Origin of the sequence: Nocardia spongicola, assembly GCF_047200775.1 — a bacterium.
Taxonomy (GTDB): domain Bacteria; phylum Actinomycetota; class Actinomycetes; order Mycobacteriales; family Mycobacteriaceae; genus Nocardia.
Genome location: NZ_JBJZOO010000018.1, coordinates 1 through 13,465 on the forward strand (window position 1 = coordinate 1; position 13,465 = coordinate 13,465).

Consider the following 13,465-nt stretch of genomic DNA (forward strand, 5'->3'; position numbering starts at 1 on the left):
CCACCCTCGGTGTGGCGGGTGGGCGCAGGGCCCCCACCGACCACTTCGTGGCTACCACGGTCCGGATACAAAGGGATCTACAGCGTCACGTGACTATTGTTCGGCGGCCTGCTGTTCGGCGAGCTGCTTGCGAACATCGTCCATGTCCAGCGCCTTGACCTGAGTCACCAGATCCTCCAGCGCGGCAGGCGGCAGTGCGCCCGGCTGCGCGAACACCAGTACACCCTCCCGGAAAGCCATGATGGTCGGGATCGAGCGGATATTGGCGGCCGCCGCGAGACCCTGTTCGGCTTCGGTATCGACCTTTCCGTGTATCACGTCAGGGTGCTTGTCGGAGGAAGCTTCGAAGGTTGGTGCGAAACTCTTGCACGGACCGCACCATTCGGCCCAGAAATCGACGAGTACCACGTCGTTTCCGGTGACTATCTCATCGAAGTTGTGTTGTGTCAGCGTCTGGGTGGCCATGATGTCCTCTCGTATTCGGTATGTCAGCTGTAACGCGGGCTGTGCCGGTTATCTTCCACGGCGTATCCGGCCGACTCGCCACTCGCGCCGCTGTTCCCCGTCCCATCGACGAATACCCAGCACGGTAGCCGGGAAATCCCGGTCATGGGCGACAGCTCGGATCGCGGTGCCGAGTTGCTCTGTGGATACCCGCCTGGCCAGCGTGATATGTGGCGTCCACGCATCCGGATGTACGTTGGCCGGAATACCCGGACAGGGGCACATCGTATGAAAGAGCTGCCGGTGCAGCGCGAGCAGCGGCTCGCATGGCACCACCAGCCGTACCAGGATGAGGCGGCGCGCACCGAAGATCACCAGACCCCCGAGCCGTACCTGCACCGGTGAGAATGCCTGCTGGTCCAATGCTTTCTCGATACGTGGCCAGATCTGTCGGGCCACTACGGCGGTGATATGCGGACGATTCGATTCCGCGGTGTGGGTGGCCAGGCTCGGTACGCCGGCCTCGGTAAGCATTCGCCACTGGCGGCGAATCTCTGTATCCGCGGCGTCATCGAGGAGTAGTTCGACCGACTGAACCATGGTCTCCCGAAAGTAGCCGCACCCGGTGGGCCCGTGGGCCGTTTCCCGCGGGTTCGTCCGATGGCGGGAGAATATCCCGGTGGATGTGGTAAGCAATTCCGATGCGCGCCGGGCACTGCGACTCGGTCTGATCGACGGTGACGGTATCGGCCCCGAGATCGTGCCTGCCGCCAGGCTGGTAGTGGACGAGGCGTTGTCGGCGGTGGGTGCCTCGCCGGTCGAATGGGTGCCACTGCTCATCGGTCATCGCGCCATCGCCGAGTTCGGTACTCCGCTGCCCGCGCGGACGCTCGATACGCTCGCCGAGGTGGATGCCTGGATCCTCGGTCCGCACGACAATGCGTCCTACGCTGCTGAGCATCGCGCCGTGGGCGCACCGGGCGGTGTGATCCGCAAACGCTTCGACCTCTATGCCAATATCCGGCCCGCCCGCGCGTTCGCGGGTGTGCCCGCGGCAGCGCCAGGTATCGATCTGGTGATCGTCCGGGAGAACAGTGAGGGCTTCTACGCCGACCGCAATATGGTCGCCGGGGTAGGGGAGTTCCAGCCGACTCCGGATATCGCGATGTCGGTCGGCGTGGTGACACGCGCCGCGTGCGAACGGATCGCCCATCAGGCGTTCGCTCTGGCCGCGACTCGGCGCAAGCGGGTGACCATTGTGCACAAGGCCAATGTGCTGCCGTTGACCATGGGGCTTTTCCGGGATGTCTGCTATGCGGTGGCGCCCGAGTATCCGGGGGTCGAGGTCGTCGACGAACACGTCGACGCGGCAGCCGCGCATCTGGTACGTGCCGCCGCCGATTACGACGTGTTGGTCACCGAGAATCTGTTCGGTGACATCCTGTCGGATCTGGCCGGGGAATTGAGCGGATCACTCGGTATGGCCGCATCGCTGAACTGTTCGGCGACCAGAGCTATGGCCCAGGCAGTGCACGGCGCGGCACCGTCTTTGGCGGGCCGCGATCGGGCGAACCCGGTGGCATTACAGCTGTCATCGGCAATGCTGTTGCGCTGGTTGGCCTCCCGAGACGCCGACAGTGTATTGGCTTGGGCGGGTGAGCGTATCGAATATGCCGTCGCCGCGACACTGGCAGCGGGGATCGCCACTGCCGATCTCGGTGGCTCTGCCTCGACAAGCGAATTCACCGAGCAGGTGTGCGCCAGGGTGCACTGTCGGTGAGGCCGGGCCATACTGAACGGAACAGTCGGCTTTACGCGGGTCGAAAGGCATTGTCACACGATCGCAAAGAGCCGGACACCGCTCGGCCCGCAATAGTTCATCGCTCTGGACAGTGCCGGTTCATCTAATGGATGGTGCCAGTTCACCTTACGGATAGAGCAACCCTGGATGCTCTTCTCGGCCTCCCGGAGGCCGGTCGCCTCGACGGACGGGGCGAATCGTCAGAACCTGATGAGGGAAGTATGAGCAACAACCACATGAGTGGTTTGCGTCGCGGTGGCCGAGTTGCGAGTGTTGGCGCTGCTGCGACCGTGGCCATGGGACTGTTCTCGGCCGGTGCCGCTAACGCCGATACCTTCGTGCCGCTGCCGGACGGCGAGAAGCTGGGCCCCGGCGTGACGATCACCCGGACCGGAGAGCACGCCGTGATCTCGCCGTCGCTGGCCGCCAACGGCGCCGGGCGCGTCGCCTGGGTCTCGGGCACTGCCACTGCCGATGTCACCGTCACCCCCGAGGGTAAGGTCGGTCCCTACAACGGCCCGACCGGAAAGCCTGGCACCAACAACTCCTCGACACACGGTGCGTCGCAGGTGAACACCGGCTACATCGTCGGCTGCCAGGTCAGCATCGCCGATGACGCGATCTCCGCGGGCGTGTCCGGCGGCATCGATCTCAAGGGCGTCGATGCCGGTGGCTCGATCGGTCTGAAGATCGGCCCCGGTGATGTCAAGTTCGTGCAGCTCGATTCCAAGGACATCCTGAAGCCGGGTGTCTACTCGATCGAATACCAGGACATCGAGATCGCGATCCAGGGTTGCGCGGGTTACGCCCAGGCGCGGTCCTACACGGTTGTCGAGATCATCGGCGATCACTACTCCAAGACCACCCTCTACGGGATGCCGTTCAGCATCGGCTGACGTCTGTCGAATCCACTGAAACATCCTTCCGCTGAAGCGAACTCAACCCTCGAGGGATATCAATCATGATCAACCGTAAGAACGTGGCGCGGATGGCGGGCGCCGGTGCCGCCGCCACCATCGCCATGGGCCTGTTCTCCACGGGTGCGGCGAATGCCGACACCTTCGTTCCGCTGCCGGGCGGTGAGATCACCCAGACGCTGTCGGACGGCACTGTGGTGACGGTCCGTCTGGTCGGTGAGTCGGCCAATATCAACCCGTCCATGGGCGCGACCCCGGTACACCGCAACGCGTGGGTGTCCGGTAGCGCGCAGGTCGAGCTGTCCGGCGATAAGGCCAAGGGCGGCAAGATCTACCCCGGTTATGTCGTCGGCTGCCAGGTGAACATCTCCGGTGGCGGTGTCAAAGGTGGCGCCGATGCCGGTATCGACTGGGAGGGCCAGAGCCCGAGTGTCGGTGCTTCCACCGGTGGCGAGCTGTCGCTGGGCCCAGGCGAGGCGAAGTCCTTCTACATCCTCGATCGCGAGAGTGCCGATGACTTCGGCAGTGAATCGCATTCGAGCAACAACAAGTTCAAGGGCACCAGCGGTTCGGTGACCTGGGCTGATCAGACCATCGGCCTGTCCGGCTGTGGTGGTTACGCGCAGGCGCGTGCGTTCGTCAAGGTCAAGGTCGAGACGGACAACGTGAGCTCCTCGGTGACCCTGTGGGGTCAGCCGTTCAGCATCGGCTGATATCCGAGCGATACGGCATAGCGAGACAGGCCCGGTGCATTGCACCGGGCCTGTCTCTGTTCCGGGTCTGCTGTCGTGGCGGGATTGTTGTCCGGATGGTGCGATCGGTCGAATCCGAGTGCGCGGTGCGCCGAACGGGTATCTCCGTGCCGCCGACCGGTTGGCCACGCTATGGGCTCGGCCACAATAGTTGCGGCTCGCAACAGTGGCCCCACGTGGCCGGATTGTTGCCGGAGCTCCTCTTCATCGCAGGTGAAACGGTAAAAAAGCAGATCAGGTGGTAAGCGGGGGATGGTCCCTGCGGTATGCCGGCATGCCGGCGGCAGGGGGCCGCGCGACAACTTTGTGCGTTTGTTCCGTTACTGTCCAGCGCGAAGCGTTGTGGTCGCTTAGATTGCCAACGGGTGATAGAGCCCGGGTTACGTGTTGTCGAAATGTGGAGGGCTGCTGTGTCTGATCGATCGTTCCTCGGCAGGCGCACCCTGCGAGCCGCGGCAGGCGCGCTCGCTGCGGGCGCACTGGTATTGACGGGTTGTACCACGAACACCGAGGAGTCCGGCCCTGCCGGACCGAAGGTGCAAGCGGATAAGGTCGACGCGATCGCCGCGCAACTTCCCGATGAGGTCAAAGAGGCAGGCAAGCTCATCGTCGGCGTGAACATTCCCTATCAGCCCAACGAGTACAAGGATGCCGACGGTCGTATCGTCGGGTTCGATGTCGATCTGATGGACGCGGTCGCCGATGTGCTCGGTGTCGAAGCCGAATACCGCGAGTCGGCGTTCGAGAAGATCATTCCCGCGATCCAGGCGGGCACCTATGACGTGGGCATGTCTTCGATCACCGACTCCAAGGAACGCGAGGAGCAGGTCGACTTCACCACCTACTTCAACGCGGGCATCCGGTGGGCGCAGCAGCAGGGCAAGCCGGTCGACCCGGAGAACGCCTGCGGTATGAAGGTCGCGGTGCAGGCCAACACCGTGGAACATACCGAGGAGGTGCCCGCCAAGAGCGCCAAGTGTGTCGCCGAAGGTAAGCCCGCCATCGACATCATGGCGTTCGACGAACAGAGCGCCGCGACCAACGCGCTGATGCTCGGCCAGGTCGACGCGATGTCGGCCGACTCCCCGGTGACCGCGTACGCGATCAAGCAGAGCGACGGCAAGATCGAGACCGCGGGCCCGGTGTTCGATTCCCAGCCGTACGGCTGGGCGGTCGCCAAGGGCTCCCAGCTCGCCGTGGCGCTGCAGCAGGCGGTCCAGCATCTGATGGACAACGGTGACTACCTGGAGATCACGAAGAACTGGGGTGTCGAGGAAGGCGCCATCACCAAGTCCGTGATCAACGGCGCCGTAGGCTGATCGATGACGGAGAACGACACTCGCCCGGTGCCCGGTGATCCCGGGCCCGGCGGGGCAGACACGGAACAGGAGCCGGCGCCGATCAAAGCGGTTCCGTTGCGCAGGCCGGGGCGCTGGATAGCGGCGGCGGTCATTCTGGTCCTCGTCGCGCTGTTCGGCTACGGTGCCGCGACGAACCCGGCTTATCGCTGGGATACCTACGGGCAGTATCTGTTCGACAGCCGGATCGCCGAGGGCGCCGTGGTGACGCTGCAGCTGACCGTGCTGGCGATGGCCATCGCGATCGCGCTGGGGACGATACTGGCCGTGATGCGATTGTCGCCGAACCCGGTCTTGCAGGCCACGGCGTGGGTATACCTGTGGGTTTTCCGCGGTACACCGGTGTTCGTGCAGTTGGTGTTCTGGGGGTTGTTCCCCTCGCTGTACCGGCAGATCCAGCTCGGTATTCCGTTCGGACCGCAGTTCTTTCATCTGGATGTACAGGGATTGCAGGCCGCGTTCTTCTTCGCAGTCCTCGGCCTCGGCCTCAACGAAGCCGCCTATATGGCCGAAATCGTCCGGGCGGGCATCAATTCTGTCGGTGAAGGACAGCAGGAGGCGTCCACCGCGCTCGGTATGTCCTGGAGCCAGACCATGCGCAGGACAGTGTTGCCGCAGGCCATGCGGGTGATCATCCCGCCGACCGGTAACGAGCTGATCGGCATGTTGAAGACCACTTCACTGGTCACCGCGATCCCGCTGTCCACCGATCTCTTCGGCCGGGCGCGCGATATCTACGGCGTGAACTTCCAGCCCATTCCGCTGCTGCTGGTGATCGCCACCTGGTATCTGGCCATCACCAGCGTGCTCATGGTCGGGCAGTACTATCTGGAACGCTATTACTCGCGCGGCGCTTCCCGGCAGCTGACCGCCAAGCAGTTGCGGGAACTCGCCGACGCCCAGCAGGTGGTGAAGGCGAAGTGACCGTCGATATCGAGAAGACCGCACCGATGATCGTCGCGGATCGGGTCTGCAAGAATTTCGGCGCGCTGCGGGTACTCCGGGGTGTTTCGCTCGAGGTGGGTCGTGGCGAGGTGCTCTGCGTGATCGGGCCTTCCGGCTCCGGTAAATCCACTTTCCTGCGCTGTATCAACCACCTGGAGCAGGTGAACGCGGGCCGGCTGTACGTGGACGGTGAGCTCGTCGGCTATCGGGAGAAGAAGGGCAGGCTCTACGAGCTGCACCCGCGCGAGGCGGCCAGGCAACGCCGGGAAATCGGCATGGTGTTCCAGCACTTCAACCTGTTCCCGCATCGGACCGTGCTGGAGAACATCATCGAGGCGCCCACCCAGGTCAAGAAGATCCGCAAGGCGGACGCGGTGGCCAGGGCGCGGGAACTGCTGGCAAGGGTCGGCTTGGCGGAGAAAGCGAACGCCTATCCGGCGCAGCTGTCCGGCGGCCAGCAGCAGCGCGTGGCCATCGCCCGCGCGCTGGCCATGGATCCGAAGCTGATGCTGTTCGACGAGCCGACCTCCGCCTTGGACCCGGAGCTGGTCGGCGAGGTGCTCACCGTGATGCGGGAACTCGCGGAGTCGGGTATGACCATGGTCGTGGTCACCCACGAGATGGGATTCGCGCGCGAGGTCGCCGACCGGTTGGTGTTCATGGACGGTGGCGTCGTTGTCGAGTCGGGGCCGCCGAGCGAGCTGCTGGCCAACCCGAAGCAGGAGCGCACAAAGGCATTCCTCTCCCGGCTGCTCTGAATCTCCATTTCTCCGGCGATACACGCATCGGCGCGGGTTCCCACTCTGTGCCGATGCGTGGCGGGTCATGACCTGCGCCGCTCTGATGTCGTATCACTCGCACTTATCAGCCGAAGAGGCCGTGATCTCGAGGAATTCTGCTATCTTAGTGATATCACTCTGATACTGGGAGGATGTCATGCAGTTTCGAACCGCGTTCCATGTCAATGGCTTTCTGGTGCTGTTGGTATGGCTGGTGTCGACGCTCCTGTTCGGCGGAGGCGCGGCGCTCGGCTTCGTCACGGGGGTAGAAAACGGTAATACGCTCGCTATCGCCGGTGCGGTGGCCGCGACGGTCGTAGTAGTCGTCTTACTGTTGCTAGCGACCGGTCTGACCGTGGTGAATCCGAACGAGGCCAAGGTGGTCCAGTTCTTCGGGCGCTATATCGGCTCGGTGAGCGAACCGGGCTTCTTCTCGGTACTCCCGCTGACCGACCGTAAGAGCATCTCGCTGCGGGTGCGCAATTTCGAGACGCAGAAGCTCAAGGTCAACGACGCCGACGGCAACCCGGTCGAGATCGCCGCCGTGGTCGTCTACCGGGTCGTTGACAGCTTCAAGGCGGCCTTCGCCGTCGACGACTACGAGGAGTACGTCGAGACCCAGTCCGAGGCGGCGGTCCGCCACTTGGCCACCACCCACCCCTACGACGCGCACGACGATGAACGCACCAGCCTGCGGGACGGTGCCGAGGTCGCCGGGGAACTCACTGTCGAACTGCGGGAGCGCACCGAGCTGGCCGGTATCGAGGTGCTGGAGGCCAGGATCACCCACCTCGCCTATGCGCCGGAGATCGCCCAGGCCATGCTGGTCCGGCAGCAGGCGGCTCAAGTGGTCGCCGCGCGTACCACGATCGTCGAAGGCGCAGTCGGTATGGTCGGTCTCGCACTGGATCGGCTCGCGGAGGAGGGCATGGTGGACCTGGACGAGGAGCGTAAGGCGACGATGGTGTCGAACCTGCTCGTGGTGCTGTGCGGCGATCGTCCGACCCAGCCCGTCGTCAACGCCGGTTCGCTCTACTCATGAAGGTGACGGTCTATGGCTGAGCGCAAGAAACTGCTGCTACGCCTGGATCCGGCCGTCCACGACGCCGTCGCGAAGTGGGCGGCCGACGACCTGCGCAGTATCAACGCCCAGATCGAATACGCGCTGCGCCTGGCTCTGGAACAGGCCGGTAGGAAACCGAAGCCGAACTGACGGTGTCGGCGCGCGGGCCCACCGTGCTCACGGCTTCTTGGTGACGAAGATGGCGGTGCCGGGGAACAGTTCGCCGCGCAGCGGGCTCCACTGCCCCCATTCACGGTCGAGCCATTCCGGCCATTCCGGTTCGACGATGTCCTCCAACAGCAGTCCCGCCGTGACGATCTCGCGGACCCGGTCGCCGATGGTCCGGTGGTGTTCGACGTAGGTCGGGACGCTCGCGTCGTCCACCTCGACGTAAGGGGTGCGGTCGAAGTAGGGGATGGTGGCTGTCAGCCCGGCCGGGCCCGGATCGTCCGGGAAGATCCAGCGCATCGGATGATTCACCGAGAACACCCAGCGTCCGCCCGGCCGCAGCACCCTGGCCACCTCCCGCATCACCAGCGCCGAATCGGCGACGAAAGGTATCGCGCCGAATGCCGAGCAGGCCAGATCGAAGGAGGCGTCGGCGAACGGAAGGGCCTCCGCGCCCGCTTGGACCAGGGGTACCTGTGGACCCCCGTGTGCCATGGTGATCCGACCTCGTTCCAGCATGCCGCGGGACAGATCCAGGCCGACCGGGTGCGCCCCTTGTCCGGCCAGCCAGCGGGCGCACGGCGCAGAGCCGCAGCCGACCTCGAGGATCAGCTTCCCCGCGAGATCGCCGAGGAGGCGCATATCGCCTTCGTGTAGGCCCTCCGGGCACCAGATGAACTCGCCGCCGGGGGAGTCGACGCCGAGGAACTCCGCATGTTCCTCGTGGTATTGGGCGGCATCGGCATCCCACCACCGGCGGCTGGCGTGCTGGCTGACCGCCGAGCCGACCTTGGTCCGCGTTGTGCCCGAGGTTGCGAGCAGTGCATTTGCGTGCGCATGGCGATCGTCCGACACGCCGATCAGGTTACCGGTGTGGCGAACCGGGCGGTTTGCCCGGCCGGACCGGGGTCGCGTACGCTGAACGCGCGAGTGCCTTGCGTGCAGCTGTGCCGTGCGTGCAGTTGTATGGAATTCACTTCGTGCTGGTTCGATGTGATGCGTTTGACACGCAGTGCGGTGCGGTACGTTCCTCAGTGTCCGTCTCCGCATCTCGCGTGAGATCGCAGCGTACCGAAAGTTCCAATGTCCGCAACCGACCACAATCCGTCCGGAGCACACCGACATATGCCCACCACTGTCACCTCGCCGCAGGTAGCCGTCAACGACATCGGCTCCGCCGAGGATTTCCTCGCCGCCATCGACGCCACGATCAAGTACTTCAACGACGGCGACATCGTCGAAGGAACCATCGTCAAGGTCGATCGCGACGAGGTCCTGCTCGACATCGGTTACAAAACCGAAGGCGTCATCCCCTCCCGTGAGCTGTCCATCAAACACGATGTCGACCCCAATGAGGTCGTTTCCGTGGGCGATGAGGTCGAGGCGCTCGTGCTCACCAAGGAGGACAAGGAAGGCCGCCTGATTCTGTCGAAGAAGCGGGCGCAGTACGAGCGTGCGTGGGGCACCATCGAGGAGCTCAAGGAGAAGGACGAGGCCGTCCGCGGCACCGTCATCGAGGTCGTCAAGGGCGGCCTGATCCTGGACATCGGCCTGCGCGGCTTCCTGCCCGCCTCGCTCGTCGAGATGCGCCGGGTGCGCGATCTCCAGCCGTACGTCGGCAAGGAGATCGAAGCCAAGATCATCGAACTGGACAAGAACCGCAACAACGTCGTGTTGTCGCGGCGCGCCTGGCTGGAGCAGACCCAGTCCGAGGTACGCAGCGAGTTCCTGCACCAGCTGCAGAAGGGCCAGGTCCGCAAGGGTGTGGTCTCCTCCATCGTCAACTTCGGCGCCTTCGTCGATCTGGGCGGTGTCGACGGTCTGGTGCACGTCTCCGAGCTGTCCTGGAAGCACATCGATCACCCGTCCGAGGTCGTCGAGGTCGGCAACGAGGTCACCGTCGAGGTGCTCGATGTCGATCTGGATCGCGAACGTGTCTCGCTGTCGCTCAAGGCGACCCAGGAAGATCCGTGGCGGCAGTTCGCCCGCACCCACGCGATCGGCCAGATCGTGCCGGGCAAGGTCACCAAGCTCGTTCCGTTCGGTGCGTTCGTTCGCGTCGAAGAGGGTATCGAGGGCCTGGTGCACATCTCCGAGCTGGCCGAGCGCCATGTCGAGGTCCCGGACCAGGTTGTCGCCGTCGGCGACGACGCGATGGTCAAGGTCATCGACATCGACCTGGAGCGGCGCCGGATCTCGCTGAGCCTCAAGCAGGCCAACGAGGATTACCACGCCGAGTTCGACCCCTCGAAGTACGGCATGGCCGACAGCTACGACGAGCAGGGCAACTACATCTTCCCCGAGGGCTTCGATCCCGAGACCAACGAATGGCTCGAGGGCTTCGACAAGCAGCGTGAGGAGTGGGAAGGCCGCTACGCCGAGGCGGAGCGTCGCCACAAGATGCACACCGCGCAGATGGAGAAGATGGCGGCCGACGCCGCGGCCGAGGCCGAGGCCGGAGCGGGCGCGTCGAACTACTCCTCCGAGAGCAATGCGCAGTCCTCGGCCGGCCAGGCCGAGTCGGTGGGTGGCTCGCTGGCCAGCGATGCTCAGCTGGCGGCACTGCGGGAGAAGCTCTCCGGCAACGCCTGATCGATCGGCATAGACCGAACCCACCGCGCCCCCGACCATTCCGGTCGGGGGCGCGGTGGGTTCTATGGCTTCATCGGTATGAGGTCTTATCGGTAGGCAGCGGTTCGCGCCGTTGGCGGCAATGGCAGAACCGCGCGGCTCTACCAGCCCGCATACCTCGTATCCGGTTATCCGAGCACAAAAGTAGCCCAGCCGCGGCGGGGCTGGGCCGTGTCGATATCTGATTCAGCTCGCGGTGGCGGGTACCCAGCGGATCGCGGGCGTTGTCGCGCGCTTGCGTGTGGCAGTGCGACTGTGCCGAGCAGGACTGATGAATGCGGTGAACCAAGAACGGCGATGCGCCGCGAGCGCCGCCGCCACAGCAGGGATCCGAACGCAGTGCACTCGACCCTCGATACCCAGGCGGTGGCGACCCGACTGGTTGATTCTGGTACCCAATGATTTTCCTTTGCTAGCTGGTATCGGCCTGGATCGCCACGGCGAAGGTTACTCGAAGAAAACTACCCGGAAGGGTATTTTGCGCTAATAATCGCTTTCGGCGTGTCGGAATATCACTGACAGAACTGGATTCACGCATAATTGTTGCGAATCGGTATCGACGCAGTCACGGATCAGGCAAATGCTGGTGTAGGTGGTTGAATACGCGCCCGCATCGGGTACTCGAAGAGATTCTCCCGCGCATCGGCGGCGATCGAAGGTTTCCCGGTTCCGGTTTCGCCGTAGGAGAATCGGATTCGGTGTGCTCAGCGTGACTGTGCCCAGCATGGTCGCAGTGGAACCGGGGTGGGGAATGCTCGAACCTCTCCTGGATGTAACACTGGTCGAATGTTACGAATCGGCCTCACCGGAGGCATGGGAGCGGGCAAGTCGACGGTGGCGCTGGCACTGGCCGATCTGGGTGCGGTGATCATCGATTCCGATCTGATCGCCCGCGAAGTGGTCGCACCGGGTACCGAGGGGCTCGCGGCGCTCGTCGAGGTGTTCGGCGCCGATATCCTCGCCGCGGATGGCAGCCTCGATCGGCCCGCATTGGCAGCCAAGGTATTCGGTGACGATGCCGCGCGCGCGAAGCTGAATTCGATCACCCACCCGCTGGTCGGAAAACGCACCGCGGAGTTGATTGCCGCGGCGCCGCCGGAGTCGATTGTCGTACAGGATATTCCACTACTGGTGGAAAATGGTCTCGCGCCGTTGATGAATCTCGTTCTGGTCGTCGACGTCGATATCGAAACACGAATTCACCGCTTGGTCGAATTCCGTGGAGTCGACGAAGCCGATGCGCGGGCGCGTATCGCGGCACAAGCCACCGACGAACAGCGCCGGGCCGTTGCCGATGTGCTGCTCGACAATAGCGGCGCTCCCGGCGAGGTCGAGGCGGAAGTACACCGGCTGTGGACCGAGCGTCTGGTGCCGTTCGAACAGAACCTGCGGACCGGGACTTCCGCACGGCGCGGCGCGATCCGGATCGTGCCGCCGGATCCCGATTGGCCCGCCGAGGCGCAGCGGCTGATCGCCAGGCTGTGGATCGCCTGCGGGACCACCGCGTCCAGGATCGACCACATCGGCTCGACCGCGGTGCCGGGTCTGCCCGCCGAGGATGTACTCGATCTGCAGATCACGGTCGCCGATCTGGCCGCGGCGGACAGCCTGCGGGACGCGCTCGGCGCCGCGGGCTTCCCGTGCAGGCCGGATATCACCCAGGATGATCCGAAACCGACGTCGCAGGACCCGGCGGGCATCGATACCGCCTTGTGGTCCAAGCGTTTTCATCAGAGCGCCGATCCTGGGCGGTTGGCGAACGTCCATGTGCGGGTGGCGGGTTCGCCCGGTCAGCGGTACACGTTGTTGATACGGGACTGGCTGAGCGCCGATACCGATGCTCGCGCGGAGTATCTCGCGGTGAAACGTGCGGGTGAGGCCGCGGCAGCTGGGCTGACCGGGGTGGCGGCGACATCGGCCTATCAGAAAGTCGAGGAGCCGTGGTTCGCCACCGCTTATCCGCGGGCTCTGGCCTGGCAGACTGGCTAGCGGCCGAGTGCGCGGTGCCTATAACCAGGTCAGGGTGATGCCCATGGATTCGAGCCAGCCCTCCAGGGTGTGCCCATGTGCGGCGATGCCGTCGATGGCGGCGTTCGCATGCTGTACGGCGGCCTCGGCTTCGGTGAGCGTGAGCAGTCCGGTGGCGTGCGCGGCGAGCAGTTCGTCGACGTCGAGCAGTTGGGTGTCCCGCGCCGAGCGCACGATGATGTCCAGGTAGTGGTCGACGGATTTCCATTTCTGTGGCGTGATCATGGTGAACTCGCCCACGTCGAGGTAGTAGTCCTGATCGCGCCGATGTGCCGCGTGGTAGTGGAATACGGTCGCGCGGAGGAACAGCTTCGGCAGCAGCCAGGACTCCAGGTAGTGGAATTGCGGATGGTCCGAGCTGCGCGCCATGTACAGGCCCCACGATTCCACGTGGTACCGGTCGACTGGGCGTACATAGCCCTTCGGGTCCGTATTGGTCAGCTCCGTGATATCGAAGTATTCGACTTTGGGCCGGTGTACGTCGACGATAGGTGCCTGCGCCATACCTCAAGAATTTACCGCCGCATCAAATGCGCCGGGCAGGGCGTGGCGAGCGGTTCGTCAGGTTGAGCCCGGCGG

At 64.3% G+C, this 13,465-nt stretch carries 14 protein-coding genes; 10 read left to right on the forward strand and 4 right to left on the reverse strand.

The annotated features are described in order from the left end of the window. Positions 1–93 precede the first annotated feature (93 nt). Both trxA and ACL02S_RS21295 read right to left on the reverse strand, forming a co-directional pair. Complete coding sequence (trxA, locus tag ACL02S_RS21290; protein WP_412804240.1) at positions 94–465, reverse strand: thioredoxin; 372 nt, start codon at positions 463–465, stop codon at positions 94–96. Between the two features lie 48 nt (positions 466–513). Further along, complete coding sequence (locus ACL02S_RS21295; RefSeq protein WP_412804241.1) at positions 514–1,044, reverse strand: 2'-5' RNA ligase family protein; 531 nt, start codon at positions 1,042–1,044, stop codon at positions 514–516. Between the two features lie 79 nt (positions 1,045–1,123). Between ACL02S_RS21295 and ACL02S_RS21300 the strand changes: the two genes are divergently transcribed. From ACL02S_RS21300 to ACL02S_RS21335, 8 genes are all read left to right on the forward strand, one after another. After that, positions 1,124–2,224 (forward strand): isocitrate/isopropylmalate dehydrogenase family protein, encoded by a 1,101-nt coding sequence (locus tag ACL02S_RS21300; RefSeq protein ID WP_412804242.1) that lies wholly within the window; start codon positions 1,124–1,126, stop codon positions 2,222–2,224. A 242-nt stretch (positions 2,225–2,466) separates the two neighbouring features. Further along, positions 2,467–3,141, forward strand: a complete 675-nt coding sequence (locus tag ACL02S_RS21305) for an MspA family porin (protein ID WP_412804243.1) — start codon at positions 2,467–2,469, stop codon at positions 3,139–3,141. 65 nt (positions 3,142–3,206) lie between these two features. Continuing rightward, positions 3,207–3,875: an MspA family porin gene (locus tag ACL02S_RS21310; RefSeq protein WP_412804244.1), complete on the forward strand. Its 669-nt coding sequence runs from the start codon at positions 3,207–3,209 to the stop codon at positions 3,873–3,875. A 434-nt stretch (positions 3,876–4,309) separates the two neighbouring features. Continuing rightward, positions 4,310–5,233 (forward strand): ABC transporter substrate-binding protein, encoded by a 924-nt coding sequence (locus ACL02S_RS21315; RefSeq protein ID WP_412804293.1) that lies wholly within the window; start codon positions 4,310–4,312, stop codon positions 5,231–5,233. Positions 5,234–5,236: 3 nt separating this feature from the next. Next, entirely contained in the window at positions 5,237–6,196 is a 960-nt protein-coding gene (locus ACL02S_RS21320) for an amino acid ABC transporter permease (RefSeq protein WP_412804245.1), read from the forward strand. Positions 6,197–6,222: 26 nt separating this feature from the next. Then, the gene (locus tag ACL02S_RS21325) at positions 6,223–6,975 is read left to right on the forward strand and encodes an amino acid ABC transporter ATP-binding protein (RefSeq protein WP_412804294.1); all 753 of its coding nucleotides are present in this window, start codon (positions 6,223–6,225) and stop codon (positions 6,973–6,975) included. Positions 6,976–7,153: 178 nt separating this feature from the next. Next, on the forward strand, positions 7,154–8,038 hold the full coding sequence (locus tag ACL02S_RS21330; RefSeq protein ID WP_412804246.1) for an SPFH domain-containing protein: 885 nt from the start codon (positions 7,154–7,156) through the stop codon (positions 8,036–8,038). A gap of 12 nt (positions 8,039–8,050) precedes the next feature. Next, positions 8,051–8,209 carry a type II toxin-antitoxin system antitoxin gene (locus ACL02S_RS21335; RefSeq protein ID WP_412804247.1) on the forward strand — a complete coding sequence of 53 codons (159 nt, stop codon included), beginning with the start codon at positions 8,051–8,053 and terminating at the stop codon, positions 8,207–8,209. 27 nt (positions 8,210–8,236) lie between these two features. On the opposite strand, the gene ACL02S_RS21340 is transcribed toward ACL02S_RS21335, so the two are convergent. Continuing rightward, a complete protein-coding gene (locus ACL02S_RS21340) occupies positions 8,237–9,082 on the reverse strand; it encodes a class I SAM-dependent methyltransferase (RefSeq protein WP_412804248.1) in 846 nt (281 codons plus the stop codon). Positions 9,083–9,352: 270 nt separating this feature from the next. Here ACL02S_RS21340 and rpsA point away from each other — a divergent pair, with 270 nt between their 5' ends. Beyond that, positions 9,353–10,819: a 30S ribosomal protein S1 gene (gene rpsA / locus ACL02S_RS21345; RefSeq protein WP_412804249.1), complete on the forward strand. Its 1,467-nt coding sequence runs from the start codon at positions 9,353–9,355 to the stop codon at positions 10,817–10,819. An 825-nt stretch (positions 10,820–11,644) separates the two neighbouring features. Beyond that, the gene (gene coaE, locus ACL02S_RS21350; RefSeq protein WP_412804250.1) at positions 11,645–12,847 is read left to right on the forward strand and encodes a dephospho-CoA kinase; all 1,203 of its coding nucleotides are present in this window, start codon (positions 11,645–11,647) and stop codon (positions 12,845–12,847) included. An 18-nt stretch (positions 12,848–12,865) separates the two neighbouring features. Here the strand turns inward: coaE and ACL02S_RS21355 are convergent, their stop codons facing one another. Beyond that, positions 12,866–13,390 carry a ribonuclease FAU-1 family protein gene (locus tag ACL02S_RS21355; RefSeq protein WP_412804251.1) on the reverse strand — a complete coding sequence of 175 codons (525 nt, stop codon included), beginning with the start codon at positions 13,388–13,390 and terminating at the stop codon, positions 12,866–12,868. Positions 13,391–13,465: the final 75 nt, after the last annotated feature.